The sequence below is a fragment of the Rhizobium sp. BK376 genome (genome assembly GCF_004341625.1).
GTDB lineage: Bacteria > Pseudomonadota > Alphaproteobacteria > Rhizobiales > Rhizobiaceae > Rhizobium.
In genome coordinates, this window is the sequence record NZ_SLZG01000048.1 from 1 (window position 1) to 18810 (window position 18810).

General features: G+C 59.4%; 19 protein-coding genes. 16 read left to right on the forward strand and 3 right to left on the reverse strand.

Features of this window, described 5'->3' with window-relative positions; translation table 11 throughout:
• Together EV561_RS37490 and EV561_RS38505 are read left to right on the forward strand one after the other, a co-directional pair.
• Positions 1–207, forward strand: a 207-nt coding sequence (locus EV561_RS37490; RefSeq protein ID WP_165928035.1) for a hypothetical protein, incomplete at its 5' end; no start/stop codon positions are given.
• Positions 208–225: 18 nt separating this feature from the next.
• A complete protein-coding gene (locus EV561_RS38505; RefSeq protein ID WP_281026234.1) occupies positions 226–357 on the forward strand; it encodes a hypothetical protein in 132 nt (43 codons plus the stop codon).
• Between the two features lie 571 nt (positions 358–928).
• On the opposite strand, the gene EV561_RS35170 is transcribed toward EV561_RS38505, so the two are convergent.
• Together EV561_RS35170 and EV561_RS35175 are read right to left on the reverse strand one after the other, a co-directional pair.
• Positions 929–1933 carry an inorganic phosphate transporter gene (locus tag EV561_RS35170; protein ID WP_132528499.1) on the reverse strand — a complete coding sequence of 335 codons (1005 nt, stop codon included), beginning with the start codon at positions 1931–1933 and terminating at the stop codon, positions 929–931.
• On the reverse strand, positions 1933–2550 hold the full coding sequence (locus EV561_RS35175) for a DUF47 family protein (RefSeq protein WP_132528513.1): 618 nt from the start codon (positions 2548–2550) through the stop codon (positions 1933–1935). Before EV561_RS35175 ends, EV561_RS35170 begins: the two co-directional genes overlap by 1 nt.
• Positions 2551–2950: 400 nt before the next feature.
• On the opposite strand from EV561_RS35175, the gene EV561_RS35180 reads away from it, so the two are divergent.
• The 5 genes from EV561_RS35180 to EV561_RS35200 all read left to right on the forward strand — a co-directional run bounded on the left by EV561_RS35180 (position 2951) and on the right by EV561_RS35200 (position 7743).
• Positions 2951–4636, forward strand: coding sequence for a Na/Pi cotransporter family protein (locus EV561_RS35180; RefSeq protein WP_132528500.1), 1686 nt, complete (start codon positions 2951–2953; stop codon positions 4634–4636).
• Positions 4629–5144: an NUDIX hydrolase gene (locus tag EV561_RS35185; RefSeq protein ID WP_132528501.1), complete on the forward strand. Its 516-nt coding sequence runs from the start codon at positions 4629–4631 to the stop codon at positions 5142–5144. The genes EV561_RS35180 and EV561_RS35185 overlap by 8 nt, the downstream gene beginning before the upstream one ends.
• A gap of 80 nt (positions 5145–5224) precedes the next feature.
• Positions 5225–5911 carry an acid phosphatase AphA gene (aphA, locus tag EV561_RS35190; protein WP_207910659.1) on the forward strand — a complete coding sequence of 229 codons (687 nt, stop codon included), beginning with the start codon at positions 5225–5227 and terminating at the stop codon, positions 5909–5911.
• Positions 5912–5990: 79 nt separating this feature from the next.
• Positions 5991–6848 (forward strand): HAD family acid phosphatase, encoded by an 858-nt coding sequence (locus EV561_RS35195; RefSeq protein ID WP_132528502.1) that lies wholly within the window; start codon positions 5991–5993, stop codon positions 6846–6848.
• Between the two features lie 271 nt (positions 6849–7119).
• Positions 7120–7743, forward strand: coding sequence for a hypothetical protein (locus EV561_RS35200; protein ID WP_245513236.1), 624 nt, complete (start codon positions 7120–7122; stop codon positions 7741–7743).
• 336 nt (positions 7744–8079) lie between these two features.
• Here EV561_RS35200 and EV561_RS35205 read toward each other — a convergent pair whose 3' ends face one another.
• Positions 8080–9483, reverse strand: a complete 1404-nt coding sequence (locus tag EV561_RS35205) for a PLP-dependent aminotransferase family protein (protein WP_132528503.1) — start codon at positions 9481–9483, stop codon at positions 8080–8082.
• Positions 9484–9881: 398 nt separating this feature from the next.
• Here EV561_RS35205 and EV561_RS35210 point away from each other — a divergent pair, with 398 nt between their 5' ends.
• The 9 genes from EV561_RS35210 to EV561_RS35250 all read left to right on the forward strand — a co-directional run bounded on the left by EV561_RS35210 (position 9882) and on the right by EV561_RS35250 (position 17921).
• A complete protein-coding gene (locus EV561_RS35210) occupies positions 9882–10364 on the forward strand; it encodes an MSMEG_0572/Sll0783 family nitrogen starvation response protein (RefSeq protein WP_132528504.1) in 483 nt (160 codons plus the stop codon).
• Between the two features lie 176 nt (positions 10365–10540).
• A complete protein-coding gene (locus EV561_RS35215) occupies positions 10541–11584 on the forward strand; it encodes a Nit6803 family nitrilase (RefSeq protein ID WP_132528505.1) in 1044 nt (347 codons plus the stop codon).
• The gene (locus EV561_RS35220; protein ID WP_132528506.1) at positions 11511–12629 is read left to right on the forward strand and encodes an MSMEG_0568 family radical SAM protein; all 1119 of its coding nucleotides are present in this window, start codon (positions 11511–11513) and stop codon (positions 12627–12629) included. The genes EV561_RS35215 and EV561_RS35220 overlap by 74 nt, the downstream gene beginning before the upstream one ends.
• Entirely contained in the window at positions 12626–13168 is a 543-nt protein-coding gene (locus tag EV561_RS35225; protein WP_132528507.1) for an MSMEG_0567/Sll0786 family nitrogen starvation N-acetyltransferase, read from the forward strand. Before EV561_RS35220 ends, EV561_RS35225 begins: the two co-directional genes overlap by 4 nt.
• Positions 13168–14145, forward strand: a complete 978-nt coding sequence (locus EV561_RS35230) for a sll0787 family AIR synthase-like protein (protein WP_132528508.1) — start codon at positions 13168–13170, stop codon at positions 14143–14145. The genes EV561_RS35225 and EV561_RS35230 overlap by 1 nt, the downstream gene beginning before the upstream one ends.
• A complete protein-coding gene (locus tag EV561_RS35235; protein ID WP_132528509.1) occupies positions 14142–15476 on the forward strand; it encodes an MSMEG_0565 family glycosyltransferase in 1335 nt (444 codons plus the stop codon). The genes EV561_RS35230 and EV561_RS35235 overlap by 4 nt, the downstream gene beginning before the upstream one ends.
• Positions 15469–15756 carry an MSMEG_0570 family nitrogen starvation response protein gene (locus EV561_RS35240; RefSeq protein WP_132528510.1) on the forward strand — a complete coding sequence of 96 codons (288 nt, stop codon included), beginning with the start codon at positions 15469–15471 and terminating at the stop codon, positions 15754–15756. The genes EV561_RS35235 and EV561_RS35240 overlap by 8 nt, the downstream gene beginning before the upstream one ends.
• 12 nt (positions 15757–15768) lie before the next feature.
• Positions 15769–17040 carry an MSMEG_0569 family flavin-dependent oxidoreductase gene (locus EV561_RS35245; protein WP_132528511.1) on the forward strand — a complete coding sequence of 424 codons (1272 nt, stop codon included), beginning with the start codon at positions 15769–15771 and terminating at the stop codon, positions 17038–17040.
• 2 nt (positions 17041–17042) lie between these two features.
• Positions 17043–17921 (forward strand): Pnap_2097 family protein, encoded by an 879-nt coding sequence (locus EV561_RS35250; protein ID WP_132528512.1) that lies wholly within the window; start codon positions 17043–17045, stop codon positions 17919–17921.
• Positions 17922–18810: the final 889 nt, after the last annotated feature.

The window sequence follows — 18810 nt, forward strand, 5'->3', positions numbered from 1 at the left end:
GAACTCGCCCTTCTCAATGTGCATGTTGAAGTCATGCACGACCTGGGTTTCGCCGAAGGATTTCTTGATGTGGGTCAGTTCGAGAAAAGCCATGGCATTGAGAGGATCAAACTTATGGTGCTGGCGATGATTGTCGTGAAACTGTCACATACAACGTCATGGGGTCAAGAATGGTTGCTTGCCTCGCTCAGTTCCGCCGTCAAGTAAAGAGCGGTGGAGGCGGGGGTGAAGCTCGATATCGATCGCCGAGGTGAAGGTGGTTGCATCCCAGCCCTTGCTCTTGGCGGCTTCGACGATCTCGGACTGATCGTCAAAAAAGAGAGGGCGTCTCCGGAACAATGTCGAGTGATCGATTAATGGCCTCGAAAAATCCTGGATCCTTCTTCGGAAGCCCGATCCTGGCGCTATAGAATATGCCATCGAATGTACTGGAAAATCCGAGATCGTTCCGGAGATAGGCAGCGCGATAGTGTTCCTGGCCCGTGGCAATATAGGTCTGAGCACCAAGTATCCGCAACCGGCGAACCAACCGGAGGACGTCTTGATTGATCTTGGAATCCTTTTCAAACCAGTACCGCACGAATGTCTCGACGTCGCCATGATATCCGACCTGAGGCAGGATCTCGGCTTAATGCGTTCTTTAGGTCGCGCCGCCCGGTGACACATTCGAACATCGGTGCCGAAGAGCGCGCCGATGCGACCCCGAAAAAGAGGCGCTGAAAACGCTGTCTATCAACGCCGAGGTCTTGTTTGATTGTCGCGTCCCAAGGATTTCCACGCAACGAATCTGCATGCCAGCCGTCGATTAGGACGCCGTCCACATCAAAGAAGACCTTCATCAAAAAGCTCCGAGATATACCACCGTCTTCGGATGGTATCGGAGATTGTCAATCTGACCAGCCCCGCTACCGCGCTCGGATTAAGCGGATTAAGCAAGCCGCATGGTAATCGCAAATGTCGCGAACGCAATGATGGCGGCGGCAGGAAGCGTAATCACCCATGCCACGACGATGTTGCCCGCGATGCCCCAACGCACCGCCGAGACACGTCGCGCGGCCCCCACGCCGATAATCGCGCCGGTGATCGTGTGCGTGGTCGAGACGGGAACGCCAAGCCAGGTCGCGATGAAGAGCGTCAGTGCACCTCCGGTCTCGGCGCAGAATCCCTGCATGGGGTTCAGCCGGGTGATCTTGGATCCCATAGTGTGGACGATACGCCAGCCACCGAACAGGGTGCCGAGAGCCATTGCGGACTGGCAGGACAAGACCACCCAGAGCGGCACATGAAATGTACTGCCGCCATATCCCTGGGAGTAGAGCAGTACCGCGATGATGCCCATCGTCTTCTGGGCATCGTTGCCACCATGTCCCAGCGAATAGAGCGAGGCGGACCCGAACTGCAGCACACGAAACATGCTGTCTACGGCGAAAGGTGTCTGGCGCACGAAGGCCCAGGTAACGCATAGGACCAGGAATAGAGCAAGGGTGAAGCCCAGCAGAGGCGATAGCACGATCGCGCCTGAGGTCTTCAGCAATCCGCTCCAGACGATCGAGCTTGTTCCGGTTTTTGCCAATCCTGCCCCCACCAGCCCTCCGACCAGCGCGTGCGAAGAGCTTGATGGAATCCCGAATACCCAGGTGAGGATATTCCAGACGATAGCCCCGACGAGCGCTGCGAAGATCACTTGCGGCGTGACGATGCCGGGATCAATGATGCCAGTCCCGAGCGTCTCGGCCACATTGAGGCCAAAGAACATGAAAGCGATAAAATTGAAGAAGGCGGCCCAGACCACGGCGTATTGCGGCCGCAGGACGCGCGTCGATACAATCGTTGCAATCGAATTGGCAGCATCGTGCAGTCCGTTCAGGAAGTCGAAGAACAGGGCTACCGCGATCAATCCGATCAAGAGCGGCAGGGCAATAGAGGCCTCCATCAGACGTTCTCGATCACGATGCCATTGATCTCGTTGGCGACGTCCTCGAAGCGGTCGACGACCTTTTCCAGTTCTCCGTAGATCTCGCTGCCGATGATGTAGGCCATGGGGTTGGATGCGCCATGTCGGCGAAACAGGTCCTTCAGACCCTGGTCGTGGAGTTCGTCGGAGCGGCCCTCGACCTTCACGACTTCTTCCGTCAGATTGCCGAGGCGCTGCGCATTCGTTCCCATCCGATCGAGGAGGGGAACGGCCTCGGCCACCAGCTTGGCGGCCTGCACGATGACGCCGCCCATCTCCTGCATGCCTTGGTCGAAGCTGGTCTGTTCGAAAAGCCTGATGGTCTTGACGGCCTTGTGCATCATGTCGATGGCGTCATCCATTGACATGATGAGATCCTTGATATCGCCGCGATCGAACGGAGTGATGAAGCTGCGCCTCACCGCAAGCAAGACCTCGCGCGTGATGTCGTCAGCCTCGTTTTCCAACGCGACGATGCGCTTGCAATGAGCCTCCGTGTCGTTTCCGGAGAGAAGGGCGTTCAAAGCCTCCGCCGCACCTACCGCGGTACGGGAATGCCTGGCGAAGAGATCGAAGAAGCGATCTTCCCGCGGCATCAATCGACGAAACCAGTTCAATGTCCTGCGCCTCTGCGTTGAGATGTCGTGAAACTGTCATAAAAGACCCGTCGCGGGATTGAAAGGCGGTGGCGGTTTTGGGAGCCACTTTTTAATCGGCTTGATGAGCAACTTTGAAACCACGTGCCAGTGATTGCTTGGATGGCACGAAATCATCGCCTCAGGCAGGTGACGATGTCTTAAGACGGACGCGTTTTGAATGATGTATGCCGCTCTCATCATATTGTTATAAAATGATAAAAGTCATTGTATGACATTTTTATGACAATTCCTCTTGCATTGCACCGGCAAACAGAGAAACATAGTCAGCTAATCAAACGTTACCAGCTTGGAGGTTTGCCGGGTTCACCCAACGACCGTCCGTTTGAAGGGTATCATCATGGCTTTGATCGTCGGTCTGGTCGCGCTCGCGGGGCACATCGCGCTTTTGCTCTGGGGCACCCGTATGGTGCAAACAGGCATTCAACGCGCATTTGGCCCCAATCTTCGATCCTTTCTCGGCCATGCGCTCAGCAACCGCGTCAAAGCGTTCTTCGCCGGCATGGGTGTGACGGCAATCCTGCAGAGCAGCACGGCCACCGGATTGATGGCTTCAGGGTTTGCGGCCGGCGGGCTGGTCGATCTGGTGCCGGCGCTCGCTGTCATGCTGGGGGCGAATGTCGGCACCACCCTGATCGTTCAGGTGCTATCCTTCGACGTCTCGGCTGTGTCGCCGGCGTTGATCCTCATCGGCGTTTTGATGTTCCGCCGGGTTTCCAGCTCGCAGATCCATGATCTCGGCCGTGTCGTCATCGGGCTTGGTTTCATGTTGCTGGCGCTCCACCAGCTATTGGATCTGATGACGCAATATGAGGGATCGAGCGGGCTTTCATCCGTTCTTGCAGCGATCGCGGCGACGCCTGTCCTCAGTGTTCTATTGGCCGCCGTTCTGACATGGGCCGCCCATTCGAGCGTTGCGGTCGTGCTTTTGATCGTCTCGCTTGCGAGCAAGGGATTGATCCAGCCGGAGCAGGCGTTTGCACTTGTTCTCGGCGCCAATCTTGGCACCGCGATCAATCCCGTCGTCGAGGGCCATTCCGGTTCGGACCTGTCGCATAAGCGGCTGCCGATCGGAAACCTGATCACACGCATCATCGGCGTTGCGGTTGTTCTGACCTTGCTGTCGCCGATCGCCCGGCTGTCAACCATGATCGATGACGATAGCGCACGCGCCGTCGCCAACTTTCACACAGCATTCAATCTCGTGCTTGCTGCGCTGTTCCTGCCGTTTCTGACCCCTTATGCCGATCTATTGAGCAAGATGTTTCCCCGAAGGATCGACGAGGCCGATCCTGCGCGACCGCGCTACCTGGACCCGGCGGCCCGCGAAACGCCGGTCGTTGCGCTGGGAGCCGCCGCGCGCGAAACCCTAAGACTGGTCGATGTGCTGACGGAAATGCTGACTGGCGCAAAAGCGGCACTCTCCAGCACCGACCGCAAGGCACTCTCTGCACTTCGCGCCAAGGACAATGTCCTCGACAGCCTCAACACGGCCGTGAAGACCTACCTCACCTCCATCGATCCCGACGAACTTGGCGACGCCGACAAGCGACGGCTGAACGAGATCCTGCTGTTCTCGATGAACATGGAACATGCAGGCGACGTTCTCGATCAGAACCTGCTGCCGCATCTTGCGAAGCGGCTGCGCCGGGGCCTCAACTTTTCCAGGGAGGGGCAAGTCGAGCTATCACGGTTGTTCGAGCGTCTGATCGCCAATCTGCAGACGGCTGCCGCTCTCTTCATGACGCAAGACGAGCGCGCGGCACGCCTTCTGGCGGATGAGAAGGTCCTGTTTCGGAAAGCGGAGCGTGAAGGGACGGAAGCCCATTTCCAAAGGCTACGCGAGGGCAGTATCGAAACGATGGAAACCAGTTCGCTTCATCTCGACCTTGTGCGTGATCTGAAGCAGATCAATTCACATCTTGTCGCAGCTGCGGCCTATCCCGTTCTTGAAGAACGCGGTGAACTTCTGCAAAGCCGGACCCCGAAGCCGGATGGAAGAGCAATTGCAGAAACGCATGCCTAAGCGGAAGAGCAAGACTTATCTTGGCCAGCTTGCCGAGCAGGCCGATCGGCTGTTCCGCGGACAGGCGATCGAGCAATATGCCGCGATCTGCTACATGCGCATGCCCGATAGCATCAAGGTACTGTTGATCACCTCTCGGCAGAGCGGCCGCTGGGTCATCCCCAAGGGCTGGGCCATGGACCGTCGTGCGCCGCATCAAGTCGCCGAGCGCGAGGCCTGGGAGGAAGCCGGGATTCGCGGCAAGGCGCGCAAGAAGCCCTTTGGCTACTATACCTATCTGAAGATGCTCGACACCGGCGACAGGGTCGCCTCCGTGGTTCAGGTCCATCTTGTCGAGGTCTCTGCCATGGATGTGGAGTTCCGAGAAAAGGGCCAGCGCTCGTTCGTCTGGCTTCCACCGCACGAAGCTGCCACTCTTGTTCGGGAGCCAGAGCTTAAGGGCCTTCTAGGTCAAGTCGAAGCTGTCTTGAGCAAGCGCAAGAAATCGAAAACGGCTGGTCCGGGGTGATGACGAGATGCAGAAATTGGCACCGGACCACTGAACCCAAGTCCACGATCTCCATCTGAAAGCCAAGAAGAGAGAAATCAATGACGAGAATGCTCTACAAAATTGCTGTTATCGCATGTCTGGCGACGCCGCAGGGTGCGTTTGCCTTTGATGCGGTGACGCCGGGGGCAACGACCGACGAACTCTCGCACCACGACGCGATCCATTGGGTGGACGTCGCCCAAATCGAAAAATCGCTGGAAGGGCAGCCACCGATGGCGGTGGGATTCGACGTTGACGACACCGTGTTGTTTTCCAGCCCATGTTTTTTCTATGGTCAGCAGAAATACTCGCCAGGCAAGAACGATTATCTGAAGAATCCCGCATTCTGGGCCGATATCAACGCAAACTGTGACATCAACTATTCGCTTCCCAAGGACGTCGCCGCGAAGCTGATCGCCATGCATACAAAACGTGGTGATACGATTTATTTCATTACGGGGCGCACCCGGAGCGAGGGCGAACGTCTGACCGAAACCATCAAGCGCAATTTTAACATGGCTTCGATCAATCCCGTCGTGTTCACCGCTGGCGATGCCACGAAGACGTCCTTCCTGAAGGACAAGGGCGTCAAGATTTACTATGGCGACGCCGACGGAGACATGAAACAGGCGATCGATGTCGGCGCACGTCCTATTCGTGTTCTTCGCGCCTCGAACACGACCTACAAGCCTTTGCCGAAGAATGGGTCGTTGGGCGAAGAGGTGATCATCGATTCCGATCACTGAAAGCCGGTCGCCAGCGCTGAAGCTTGAACGATCATCAATGTTTTGAAGCCAGCGGAAATAGTAAAAGGAAATGAATAACATGCGTTTGACCGATCTCACCTTTAGCATAATTGCGCTAACCCTTGGCCTGGCAAGATCGAGTGCCTCGGCAGCTGATCTAACGCCGGCACCCGCCAATGACAATCTCAATGCCGTTCTCTGGGATCAGACATCCGTCGAGTTCAAGGCAAATGCGCTTGGCGCTTATGCGCTTGGAAAGGTCCGGCTGGATGAGGCGCTGGCGGACAAGAGCTGGACCGCAGCTCCGGTTGAGCAGAGTGCCAATTTCCAGGATCTTCCGCCGGCCATCATTCTTGATATCGACGACACGGTGCTCAACACGTCGGCCTACCAGGCATGGAACGTGGTCGCAGGGACAAGCTTCACGCCGGATAGCTGGACCAACTACGTCAAGGCCAAGGCGGATGTGCCGATTCCAGGCTCCCTTGAGTTCACGCAATATGCTGCCTCGAAGGGCGTGAGGGTGTTTTATGTTTCCAACCGCACCAAGGATGAGGAGGGGCCGACTGTCGAGGAGATGAAAGGGTTCGGCTATCCCTTCGACGATAAGGTCGATACGTTCCTGAGTTCGAAAGAGCAGCCGGACTGGACGTCTGCCAAGGGCACCCGCCGCGCCTTTATCGCCAAGAACTATCGGATCGTCCTGCTGTTCGGCGATAATCTTGGCGACTTCACCGACAACTACAAGGGCGCGGTCGCGGATCGTGACAAGGAATATGAGACGGACGCCAAGCATTGGGGCCACGATTGGATCGCGATTGCCAATCCGACCTACGGTTCATTCGAAAGTGCGCCCTATGGCGGCGACTACAAACTGAAGCCGCAGGAACAACGCGAAATGAAATTCGACGCTCTCAAGCCATGGAACGGACAATAGGCCGCGAACCCGTCGAACAGTCTTCAGCCATCGAGCCCGTTGGCTGAAGTCAAATCCTGAGGCACGCGGTCCGGGGTAGGTCACAATGTCGGGGCAAACTGAAGAAGCGCTTTTCCCCCGCAATAGCTGTTCGATCACTGCTTGAATTCGCTCGAGACGGAGATAACCGGCCCCCGGTCGTCAGCGTCCATCTTGTCGAAGCCTGCGTCGCAACTATTCCCAATGAAGCCGGTTTTGAACTCCTGATTGATCGCCCTGAAAGAAAATGCCCATGACGTTCAGTTCCCTTCGCGCATTCCTCCTCGGTCTGGCCATCACGGGATTGCCGTCCCTCTGTCCGACAGCACTTCTGGCGGCGGAGCAAACGATCGTATTCCTGCGACATGGCGAAAAGCCTGATCAGGGCCTTGGTCAGTTGAACTGTCAGGGTTTAAACCGCTCTCTCGCCATCCCTTCGGCATTGGCAAAAATATTCCCAAAGCCATCAGCCATCTTCGCTCCCAATCCGACCAAGCAAAAGCAGGATGATGGTCAGTTCTATGACTATGTCCGGCCCTTGGCAACGATCGAACCCACCGCAATCGGCCTCGGGCTTCCTGTGAACACGACCTTCGGCTATGACGACATAGCGGGACTGAAACGTGCCCTTGACAGTTCAAACCTGGCGAATGCGGTCGTGTTTGTGGTCTGGGAACATAAGCAGATCGTGAAGATAGCGAGGGCTCTCATCCGGCAACATGGCGGAGATGCGCAGGTCGTGCCAAAGTGGCGCGGGGATGATTTCGACAGCCTCTACGTCGTGAGAATTATGCGTACGCCAGATGGATCGAACGCATCATTCGAACAACGGCAGGAAGGACTGGATCGTCGATCGGAAGCCTGCCCGACGCCCTGACGGTCGACGACCGCAATTCGCCTGCTCGATGTGACCGGCTTTCAAAGGGAGGCGCGACACGGTGACCAAAGAGATAGCAGCGCCGTTCATGTTCACAGCCTTACAGGTTCGTGACTCTTATAACAACGCCTGCATCATTTAGCTTTTTGAACAAAAGGTGCCGTAGGTTCGATTTCTTTCAAGAGCAATAGGGTTTTACTCAGCACCGGTCACTGTCTTCGAGGCTCTAGCTGCAACTGAGTTTTTGAAAGAGAGGCCTAAACAGCCGTATGCTGCCGAGCAATCATGGTGGCATTTGAGGAGCTGGTCGGTCTCTTGCAACCTTCGACATATCAATTAGAAAAATGTCGATGCCATTTCCGGCGCGCTCTCGAGGGCGTGGGCCATGAATGCGAGCGCCCCGCTCAATGCTTCGCGTGACACCGGGCCACCGAGACAAACGCGTGCAGCCTCCATTGGTGGCCCTTCGACCGTAAAGGCATCGCTTGCGACAACGCCGATACCGGATGCACGCATGTGGCTTGCAAACGTTGACCGGGTCCAGCCGTGCGGTAACGGCAACCAGATATTGAAGGCGAGCGGGTCGGCCTGGAATGTGCCTTTCGGCAGCAGGGCTCTAGCCATTTCCTGTCGGGCAGCAGATTCTGCGCGAATGAAGCGCAGGATTGCGTCCGCCGTGCCATCCTCGATCCAGCGTGTCGCCAGCGCAATCGTCAGCGGTGACGCCATCACATTGTTTGCCCGCATCGCGCTGGCGAAGGGCCATGCCGCTTTCATGTCGGGCGCAACCACGAAGGCCAATCGGAGGCCGGCCCCGATGCATTTCGCAAGGCCGCCGATATGCCAGGCGAGATCGGGCGCCATGGCGGCGAGTGGTGCCGGCCCATGTAGCGGAATGAAGCCGTAGGCGTCGTCCTCGATGATCGGGACATGGTATCGGCGCGCGACCGCGCATATTTCCTCGCGCCGCTGTTGCGGCATGGTGATCGTCGTCGGGTTCTGCAGGGTGGGATTGAGATAGAGCGCCTTGGGCGCAACGCGCTCGCAGGCATCGGCAAAAGCACCCGGCAGAATACCGTCCTCATCCATGGGCAGGCCGGTGAGGCTGAGCCTCAATTGCGCGGCGATCGATCGGATGCCGGGATAGGTGATTGCTTCGGAAAGCACCATCTGACCCGGCTTGGCCAGCATGCTGAGAATGGCAAGCAAGGCGGGATGGGCGCCTGGAGTCACGAAAATACGGTCCTGCGACGGCACCAGCCCGCGCCGGCTGAGCCAGGCGGCCGCAGCCTCCTTATCCATCCCCGAGCCTCCAAAACCCTGGTACCGCAAAAGCGGGACCAGGTTTGTCGCCACTGCGGACATCCCCTCGCGCATGCGTGCGATCAAGTCCAGATCGTCCGGCTCTGGCGGCATGTTCATCGTCAGGTCGATGGCGGATGCACGGCGCTGATCGGGCGTGGCATCGGATGAGAAACCACGGCGCTCACGATCGACGCCGCCGGTCACGAATGTCCCGCGCCCGACATGGGAATCCACCAGTCCGCGCTTCTGCGCCTCGACATAGCCGCGCGCGACGGTCGTGAAGTCGACGTTTAGGCGCTTGGCGAGCTCGCGTTGTGGCGGCAGCCGGTCCCCGACGGCAAGAACGCCGCTGCGCAGATCCATTGCGATCAGATCAGCGATCGCCATGTAACGGGGGCTGGATGAACGGCCGAGATTGGGGTGCCAGTCTTTCATTTCAATATCCGAGAATTGCGATCGACAGACGGGATGGATTCGATCGACATTGACCGTATATTGTTGCATCATCCATCTGTCACGCAGAAACGCGAATTCGGGGCATTGCCAGCATTTTTCCGGACAGCAGCCCTGAGGCATGACGAAAGTCAACAAGCTTAGTGAAGTTTTTGACTGTATATTGAATGCATTCATATCTATCATTCCTGCACTTCTTATCGGCATAAAAATGCTTCCAAAAATGGCGAAAACGCGACTATTTCCGTAATTGATTGGATAATTGAATGTATTCCTCCAAAAATTGACTGCGAATTGTGCAGAATCAATTTGGCATGGAGCTTGCAGTTGAATGGCTGTACCCCGCCGAAGGGGCCTGTATTCAACGATAGGAGCCGACCATGCCCACAGTCACCAAGCGAGCCCACGAGAAGGGCGATTTCTTCGTCGACTACGAGGAGAAGGTTTTCGAAGATGTCCAGGCGAAACCCGGCGAAAAAGCCCTCATTACCTTTCACACCGTCGCCTTCGAAGGCTCGATCGGCCTGGTTAACCTGCTGCAGGCAAAGCGCCTGAAGCGCAAGGGCTTCGAGACCTCCGTCCTTCTCTACGGTCCCGGCGTCACGCTCGGCGTCCAGCGCGGCTTCCCGAAAATCGGCGACGAGGCTTTCCCAGGGCACCTCAACTTCAACAACCAGATCGCGGGCTTCATGGATGAGGGCGGCAAGGTGTTTGCCTGCCGTTTCGCGCTGCAGGCGCTTTACGGCCATGGCGAGCCCTCTCTGATTCCAGGCATCAAGCCGATTAGCCCGCTCGACGTGCTTGATCTCATGCTGCTGCACCGCCGCGACGGCGCCTTCATCCTGGATACCTGGACGCTGTGATGACGGCGCGCCTTCTCCTTTCGGGGAGAAGGTGGCCTGAGGCCGGATGAGGGGCTGTATACGTCAATCGTCTTGACCAGCCGCTCAGCCCTCCCTCCTTCGTCGCTCGCCCCTCGGTCCATCCTAACGGACACCTTCTCCCGTCAGGGAGAAGCGGAAACAACGAAAGAACTGCCATGGAGAAGAAATCCACCGTTCGGGCCGCGGCCGCGCAGATCGCGCCAGACCTGACATCGCGTGAAAAGACGCTCGCCCGCGTTCTGGAGACGATCCGCGAGGCGGCCTCCAAAGGCGCGGAATTGATTGTCTTCCCCGAGACCTTCGTCCCTTGGTACCCCTATTTCTCATTCGTGCTACCGCCGGTCCTGTCGGGCAAAGAGCACGTCCGGCTCTATGAAGAGGCGGTGACGATCCCCAGCGACGCGACCCAGGCGGTCGCGTCGGCCGCTCGCGAGCACGGCATCGTCGTGGCGCTTGGCATCAACGAGCGCGACCACGGCTCGCTCTACAATACCCAGCTGCTCTTCGATGCCGATGGCAGGCTCATCCTCAAGCGCCGCAAGATCACGCCGACCTTTCACGAACGGATGATCTGGGGCCAGGGCGACGGCTCAGGCCTGATGGTGATTGAAAGCAAGGTCGGACGCCTCGGCGCGCTGGCCTGCTGGGAACACTATAATCCATTGGCTCGCTATGCCCTGATGGCGCAGCACGAGGAAATCCACGTCGCACAATTTCCGGGCTCCATGGTCGGGCCGATCTTCGCCGAGCAGATGGAAGTGACGATTCGCCACCACGCGCTGGAAGGCGGCTGTTTCGTCGTCAATGCCACAGGCTGGCTGACCGAGGAGCAGATCCAGTCGATCACGTCCGATCAGGGGCTGCAGAAGGCACTACGCGGCGGCTGCATGACGGCGATCATCTCGCCAGAGGGCAAGCATCTTGCGCCGCCGATCACCGAGGGCGAGGGCATCCTTATCGCGGATCTCGACATGAGCCTCATCACCAAGCGCAAGCGGATGATGGATTCGGTCGGCCACTACGCTCGCCCCGAGCTTCTGCACCTCGTCATCGACGGCCGCGCCACGGCGCCGATGGTCGTCTCCGAACATTCTTTCGAAACTTTTGATGCAAGGACCAAGACCGATGGAGAATACGACATTGCTTCCGACCGAGACGCTGATCAACGAATTGCAGTCCTTCGGAGCCAGGCTCGTTGACCCCAAAGCCGGGCATGAGAGCCGACGCGGCGGCGCCGGCCCTTCGGACCACAAGGCGCTGACCATCGACGGCATGACCGTCATGGTGCCGGTTCATACTGCTCCTGCCTTCGAGAGCCCTTATATCGTCGAAAAGCCTGATGAGGCCGGCAACAGCCGCATTAGCCGCGATGGCCGGGTGCTTGGCGAAGTCTCCTTCCCGCTTCGGCCGCGCTTCTACGAGCGGACGACCGCCGACGGCATCCCCTATTCGCAGATCGCCGTGCTGCATGGCCGCGACGTGCTGGCGACGACCGTGCTGCAGACCTGCATCCGCTATCAGAGCCGCACCAAGAGCTGTCAGTTCTGCGCGATCGGCCAGTCGCTCGCCGCCGGCCGCACCGTTGCCCACAAGACGCCGGAGCAGCTTGCCGAAGTGGCGAAGGCCGCCGTCGAGCTCGACGGCGTCAAGCACATGGTGATGACGACGGGCACGCCGAAAGGGCGGGATCGCGGCGCATCCGTTCTTACGGAGAGCGCCCGCGCCATCAAGGCCGCCGTTGATCTGCCGATCCAGGCGCAATGCGAACCGCCGGAAGACGACATCTGGTTCTCGCGGATGAAGGAAGCCGGCGTCGATGCGCTCGGCATGCATCTCGAAGTCGTCACGCCCGAATTGCGCGCCCGTATCATGCCCGGCAAGGCGCAGGTGCCGATCGCGAAATACATGTCGTCCTTCAAGGAGGCCGTCGAAGTCTTCGGCCGGGGCCAGGTGTCGACCTACATCCTCGCCGGCCTCGGCGATACGCGCGATGCGATCCTCGACATCTGCGAAAAACTCGTGGCGATCGGCGTCTATCCCTTCGTCGTGCCTTTCGTTCCGATTTCGGGCACGCCGCTCGAGAGCCATCCGGCACCGAAGCCGGATTTCATGCATTCGATCCTCGGCCCGCTCTCGAAGATGCTGGTCAATAGCGGTTTAAAGGCCGTCGACATCAAGGCCGGCTGCGGCAAATGCGGCGCCTGCTCCGCCCTTTCCACCTATGAAAGGATGCTGACCAAATGATGATCGAGCCCTTCGCGCCTTATCGCGCCAGCGAATTCCAGGTGAAGTTCGCCACATCCGAATGGGAGCGTCGGGAGGCGCATTTGCTGCGCCGCGCCGTCTTTTGCGAGGAGCAGGGCATATTCGAAGGCGACGACCGCGACGCGATCGACGGTCACGCGATCCCGATCGTGGCGCTGTCTATGATGGGCGTGGCAGCCGACCAGGTGGTTGGCACAGTGCGGATCCATGAGGCAGAGCCCGGCCTCTGGTGGGGCTCGCGGCTCGCCGTCAGCGGAGATTTCCGCAAGATAGGTGCGCTGGGCGCAACCCTGATCCGGCTTGCCGTCTCCTCGGCCAATGCGATGGGCTGCCACACCTTCCTTGCCAATGTGCAGGTGCAGAACGGCTTGCTTTTCCGCCGGATGCATTGGGACGTGCTTGAAGAGTTCGAAGTCTACGGCAAGCCGCATCTGAGGATGAAGGCCGATCTTAACTGGTACCCACCCTGCCAGACGCCAGAGACGGGGCTCGTGGCGTTGGCCAAGAAGGCCGCGTGATGACCGCTGCGATTGACATCATGGCGCTGGCCGCCAAGCTTTCCGCCTTCTCGGGCATATCGGCCAAGGCGGATATCGGAACGGTTACGGCGGCTCTCGGTCTTGCCGGCCAGCCAGTCGCCGTCGGCGATGATTGTGCCGCCCTTCCTGACGGCGAAGGCTATCTGCTCTTTGCCATCGAGGGCTTCATCAACGAATTCGTCGCGGTCGATCCCTGGTTTGCCGGCTGGTGCGGCGTGATGGTCAATATCTCGGATGTCGTTGCCATGGGCGGGCGCCCGATCGCCGTCGTCGATGCCGTCTGGTCGAATGGCGAGGCGGGTGCCGCCCCCGTTCTGGAGGGCATGCGGGCAGCGGCGCGCACCTTCGGCGTGCCCATCGTCGGCGGCCATACCAATATCCGCACCGATCGGAGCCAGCTATCCGTCGCCATTCTCGGCCGGGCGAAAAAGCTGCTGACGAGCTTCGATGCGAAGCCCGGCGACGTACTGGTCGCAGCGCTCGACCATCGCGGCCGCTATCGCGAACCATTCAACAATTGGGAAGTGGCCACGACCGCTCCGCCGGCGCGCCTGCGCGGCGATCTCGAAATATTGCCTGGAATCGCCGAAGCTGGGTTGGCGCTTGCCGCCAAGGACATCAGCCAGGGTGGAATCGTGGGCACTGCAATCATGCTGGCGGAATGTTCCGGCGTCGGTATCGAGATCGACGTCTCGGCCATTCCCCTGCCTGACGGCGTTTCGCTTGAGCGCTGGCTCGCGACCTTCCCGAGCTTCGGATATCTGATCGCCTGCGCCCCTGAGAGCGTTGGCAGCGTGATCGAACGCTTCAGCTCTCGCGACATCACCGCCGCTGCGATCGGCAGCATCGTCGCCGGCAGCGAAGTCGCAATCCGCGCTGGCGCACAGCGCGCCGTCATGCGTGACTGTGCCGAATCGCCGCTGCTGCAGCTTGGCCGCCGGGAGGATGCCGTATGAGCCGCCCGTTGCGCATCGCCATGCTCTCGCACTCTACCAATCCGCGCGGCGGCGTGGTTCATGCGATGCAGCTATCCGAGGCGCTGACTGCGCTCGGCCACGAGGTGGTGCTGCATGCGCCAGACGTTGCGGGCAGGGGATTTTTCCGGACGCCGGATTGTGGGGTGGTTTGCGTGCCGGTGGCGAGTCGAGTTGAAAAGACGTTCAACGACATGCGTGCGGCACCTTCACCCTGCCCTCTCCCCGAGGGGAGAGGGGGGGTCGTGCCACACGAGAGGGATGCAGACATTGCCGGTTCTCCCTTTTCCCCGGTGGGAAGATGGTGCCGGCAGGCGAATGGGGGGGCCGGCGGTACAACGGCCAACGAACTGCCCACCTCGACCATGACCACCATGGTCGAACAGCGAATCACCGACTACCTGCGCTATTTCGAAAACCCCGCGACCCGCGAATTCGGCATCTTCCACGCCCATGACGGCATTTCCGGCAATGCCCTGGCGACGTTGAAGGAGCGTGGCTTGATTCCCTCGTTCGCCCGTACGGTCCATCATATCGACCAGTTCTCCGATCCGCGGCTTGCCGAACTGCAGGATCGCTCGATCGACCGGGCCGATCTCTTCTTCACCGTTAGCGCACTATGGCAGAAGCATCTGAAGCAGATGCGCGACATCGACGCGACCAATGTCGGCAACGGCGTGGATACGACCCGCTTTTCGCCCGATGTCCGTGGCACTGCGCTTCGCCGCGTCCTCAAGCTTCCGGACGGGCCGATCATGCTGGCCGTCGGCGGCATCGAGGCGCGCAAGAATACGCTGCGCATGCTGGAGGCCTTCCGGCAGCTGCGCGCCGTCCGCCCCGATGCGCAATTCGTCATTGCCGGCGGCGCCTCGCTGCTCGATCATCGCGGCTATCAGGGCGAGTTCGCAGCAGCACTTGCGGCCATCGGCGAGCATGCCGCCGCCGTCCATATTCTCGGCACTGTCGCCGATGAGGATATGCCGGCGCTTTATCGACTGGCCGATACGCTGGTCTTCGCATCGGTCAAGGAAGGCTTTGGCCTCGTCGTGCTGGAAGCGATGGCGTCGGGCGTGCCCGTCGTCACCTCATCGATCGCACCCTTTACCGAATATCTGAAGCCCGAGGATGTCGTCTGGTGTGATCCGCACAATCCCGCCTCGGTCGCCGAAGCCATGGTGATTTCGTTGACGTCGCCGGTGCGCGAACGGCTGATCCCGCGCGGCCTGGCGCTCGCCGCCCGACACAGCTGGCAGCGCACGGCCGCTGCTCATCTCAAAGCCTACGAGACATTGAAGGAGCCCTCTCATGCCTGAAATGCGCTTCGTCATCGCATGGCCAGACGGCCGTGAGGAGACATGCTATTCGCCCTCGCTCGTCATCAAGGATTTCTTTGAAGAGGGCGCGACCTATCCCATCCGCGATTTTCTCGACCGCAGCCGCAAGGCGCTCACCATCGCCAGCGATCGCGTCGAGGCGAAATACGGCTATCCCTGCTCGCTGGCCGGTCGCCAGCTCGCTCGCATCGAAGAGGCGGGCGGCCTTTTCCTTTCCGACGTCGAAGCGCGCGTGCGCTGCCAAAGCTTCATTTTCTGAAAGGAACCTCCCATGACCTTCTCTCTCAAGCCGCACTACCGTGCCGTCGTCATCGGCGGCGGGCAGGCCGGACTTTCGGCCAGCCACTATCTGAAGAAACACGGCATCGATCACGTCGTCTTTGAAAAGAAGACTGTGGCGCACAAATGGAAGGACGAGCGCTGGGATGCCTTCTGCCTGGTAACGCCAAACTGGCAATGCCGACTGCCCGACCATCCCTATGGCGGCGACGATCCGCACGGTTTCATGGTCAGGGACGAGATCATCGCCTATGTCGATCGCTTCGTGAAAAAGGTGAATGCGCCGGTTCTGGAAGGTACGAGCGTAACGTCGCTGGAGAAGATAGGCGATCTCTTCCGTGTCGAGACCTCGGCGGGTACGGTGACGGCCGACAGCGTCGTCATCGCCACTAGTCTCTATAGCAAACCCGCCATTCCGCGCGCGGCCGAGCGGCTACCAGACGATATCCTGCAAATCCACACTGCCGGCTACCGCAATCCCAGCCAGCTGCCGGAAGGCGCAGTCGTCGTCGTCGGCTCCGGCCAGTCCGGCTGCCAGATCGCCGAGGATCTGCACCTGGCGGGCCGCAAGGTGCATTTGGTGACAGGCAACGCTCCGCGCTGCGCGCGCTTCTATCGCGGCCGCGACGTGGTCGATTGGCTGGCCGATGTCGGGCAGTACGACATCACGGTCGAGCATGATGGCATGACGAAGAAGAAGCACGACACCAACCACTACCTGACAGGCCGCGACGGCGGGCGCGACATCGACCTGCGTAAATTCGCATTGGAGGGCATGGCGCTTTATGGCCGCATGGAGACCGTCTCGGGCGGAAAGATGATCTTCGAGCCGAACCTGAAATCCAATCTCGACAATGCCGACCGCGTTTACAACAGCATCAATGTGCTCATCGACCGCCATATTGCCGAGAAAGGCATCGATGCGCCACCAGCCAGTGTCTACGCCCCGCTCTGGGAGCCGGAGAGTGAACCGACGGAACTGGATCTGAAGGTCGAGAGCGTCAGCTCGGTGATCTGGGCGACGGGATTTACGCCCGATTGGTCCTTCGTCGGCCTGCCGATCTTTGACGGCACCGGCTATCCCATGCAGCGGCGCGGCGTGACCGGCATCGACGGCGTCTACGTGCTCGGCCTGCCCTGGCTATGGACCTGGGGTTCCGGCCGTTTGCTCGCTGTTGGCAAGGATGCCGACCATGTGGTTGGCCATCTCGTTACATGGCTTGCGGCCGAGCGACCGGTCATGAGACAGGCGGCGAACGGCTGATCATGAACGTTGCCATCCTCGATATTCATAAGGACGAGCCAACGGCGCGCGAACTCATGGCGCGTGCGCTGGAACCGCACATCCTCATCGGCATGCCGCATCTGACCCCAGGTGGACTGTCGGAAACCTGGCTCATGAAGGAGCTTGGACATCGCCACTGGCTCATGCTCGCCCGAGACATGCAGATGGGCGATGCCAACTTTCGCACTGCTGATGGCGGTGAAGCCTATGCTGCGATTTGCGCGACGTCGCTCGCCGATGCGCGCTTTGAGAGTGTGGCGGCCAACGACATAGTGACGATCCATTCGGATCTTGCGCGGGTATCCCGAACACAGGTTGCGACACGGCACCATGTCCGGAAAGGTGCGCTTCCGGTCGCGCATGTCGAACTGATATCGGCCTTTGTCCACCGCACCCTTGACGGCGATAATCATTCGATTGTGCGCTTGCCTCTGTCACCCGCATCTGGGAGTTTCGAGCACAACGCACTTGCGTCGGCGGCGGCAGGAATCCGCGGCGGCCTCATCGCCGTCTTCTCCGGCACACGCGTTGTCACCGACAATGTGTTGGCGAGCTTCCGCTACGATCCCAGCGCCTCTCAGGAATTCAACGGCGCGGGGCTCTTCTACTTTGCCGAATTCCAGGCGCTTGCGAACCGGGCGCTTGAGCACTGGTTCCGTAGCCGGCAAATAGTCGGGCGCGATATCTTCTTTGCGGGAAACATTCGACAGGGTGAAGCGGTGTCTGTCGAGTTGATGGATATCAGCGCCTCTGCTGCTGCCAGCCATATCCGCATCCGTCGGCCGGACGGAAAGACCATCGGCAGGATCTTTACCCAACATGCGCACGCCCTCGATTTCAACGCAAATTCAGAGCATTGACAAATCGTGGTCAGTCAGGGCCTGCAGGGACGTCATCCTTGGCGGAGGCGAACGCCGTGCTGGCATCGCCGACGATCGAGACGAACGAATGGCAGCCCGGCGGCCGGCTCCAACGGTATCGGCACGCTCTGTCCATGCGCAATAGGCGGGGCGCACGCCTCCCGGAACCGGCACTTTTTGCAGGCTTACGGCGCCCTCCAGATGAGGGTCCGCGTCAAACGTAACGTCGGACAGGAAAAAACTGCACGCAGGTTCCGCGCACCTTCAGGATGCTCTACCTTCCTGAAAACCACATGTCTGAGATCAAGCTTGTCCATGACTGAGCGTCGAAACTGAGTATCGCTGTCGATTTCCATGACCCCGTTGAAGCCCAAGATGTCCACTCGACGAATGTGCGGGTCGTCGGAATCCGCTTGTCCGCTTAACACTGTGTCGAAAAAGGAAAGGGTGCCTCCTCTTGCACCATACATGTCCAACCCATTGCGAAATGTGGATCTGAAAAAGCACTAGACTGTTGAACTTGAGGGGGCGAGAGAGTCCGCTGCTTTGAAACTCGGTCATGTCGAACGGGCTGTTGAACGAGTGGTGCATGGGCCAAGCCCATGTATTCGATTCTCCAAAGTTAGCGTCCATCATAAATTGTGTCTGCTTGAGACCGGGATCGTGTCTAAAAGCGGTGTTGAGGAAGCTCGCGGAGCGCCGGAATACCGCCTTCTCGAAGCTGATATATCCCTGTGCGATTGATCGGACCCGACCAAGCACATGAATTCAATGTTTCCGCCAAAATCGGCAAGACGATCGTGCCCCAGGAGATGGTGTAACTGGCGGGAGATAGCAAAGCCGAGTGCCCGCGCGCTTCTCGTTGCGCTGTAGCGGGTGATCGGCTTTG

Excerpts from the sequence above, each read along its gene's own strand:
- EV561_RS35215 (WP_132528505.1), top strand. The coding sequence starts at position 10,541 with ATGGAGAAGAAATCCACCGTTCGGGCCGCGGCCGCGCAGATCGCGCCA.
- aphA (WP_207910659.1), top strand. The coding sequence starts at position 5,225 with ATGACGAGAATGCTCTACAAAATTGCTGTTATCGCATGTCTGGCGACG.
- EV561_RS35200 (WP_245513236.1), top strand. The coding sequence starts at position 7,120 with ATGACGTTCAGTTCCCTTCGCGCATTCCTCCTCGGTCTGGCCATCACG.
- EV561_RS35220 (WP_132528506.1), top strand. The coding sequence starts at position 11,511 with ATGGAGAATACGACATTGCTTCCGACCGAGACGCTGATCAACGAATTG.
- EV561_RS35195 (WP_132528502.1), top strand. The coding sequence starts at position 5,991 with ATGCGTTTGACCGATCTCACCTTTAGCATAATTGCGCTAACCCTTGGC.
- EV561_RS35225 (WP_132528507.1), top strand. The coding sequence starts at position 12,626 with ATGATGATCGAGCCCTTCGCGCCTTATCGCGCCAGCGAATTCCAGGTG.
- EV561_RS35170 (WP_132528499.1), bottom strand. The coding sequence starts at position 1,933 with ATGGAGGCCTCTATTGCCCTGCCGCTCTTGATCGGATTGATCGCGGTA.
- EV561_RS35205 (WP_132528503.1), bottom strand. The coding sequence starts at position 9,483 with ATGAAAGACTGGCACCCCAATCTCGGCCGTTCATCCAGCCCCCGTTAC.
- EV561_RS35175 (WP_132528513.1), bottom strand. The coding sequence starts at position 2,550 with ATGCCGCGGGAAGATCGCTTCTTCGATCTCTTCGCCAGGCATTCCCGT.
- EV561_RS35210 (WP_132528504.1), top strand. The coding sequence starts at position 9,882 with ATGCCCACAGTCACCAAGCGAGCCCACGAGAAGGGCGATTTCTTCGTC.
- EV561_RS35245 (WP_132528511.1), top strand. The coding sequence starts at position 15,769 with ATGACCTTCTCTCTCAAGCCGCACTACCGTGCCGTCGTCATCGGCGGC.
- EV561_RS35240 (WP_132528510.1), top strand. The coding sequence starts at position 15,469 with ATGCCTGAAATGCGCTTCGTCATCGCATGGCCAGACGGCCGTGAGGAG.
- EV561_RS35180 (WP_132528500.1), top strand. The coding sequence starts at position 2,951 with ATGGCTTTGATCGTCGGTCTGGTCGCGCTCGCGGGGCACATCGCGCTT.
- EV561_RS35230 (WP_132528508.1), top strand. The coding sequence starts at position 13,168 with ATGACCGCTGCGATTGACATCATGGCGCTGGCCGCCAAGCTTTCCGCC.
- EV561_RS35235 (WP_132528509.1), top strand. The coding sequence starts at position 14,142 with ATGAGCCGCCCGTTGCGCATCGCCATGCTCTCGCACTCTACCAATCCG.
- EV561_RS35185 (WP_132528501.1), top strand. The coding sequence starts at position 4,629 with ATGCCTAAGCGGAAGAGCAAGACTTATCTTGGCCAGCTTGCCGAGCAG.
- EV561_RS35250 (WP_132528512.1), top strand. The coding sequence starts at position 17,043 with ATGAACGTTGCCATCCTCGATATTCATAAGGACGAGCCAACGGCGCGC.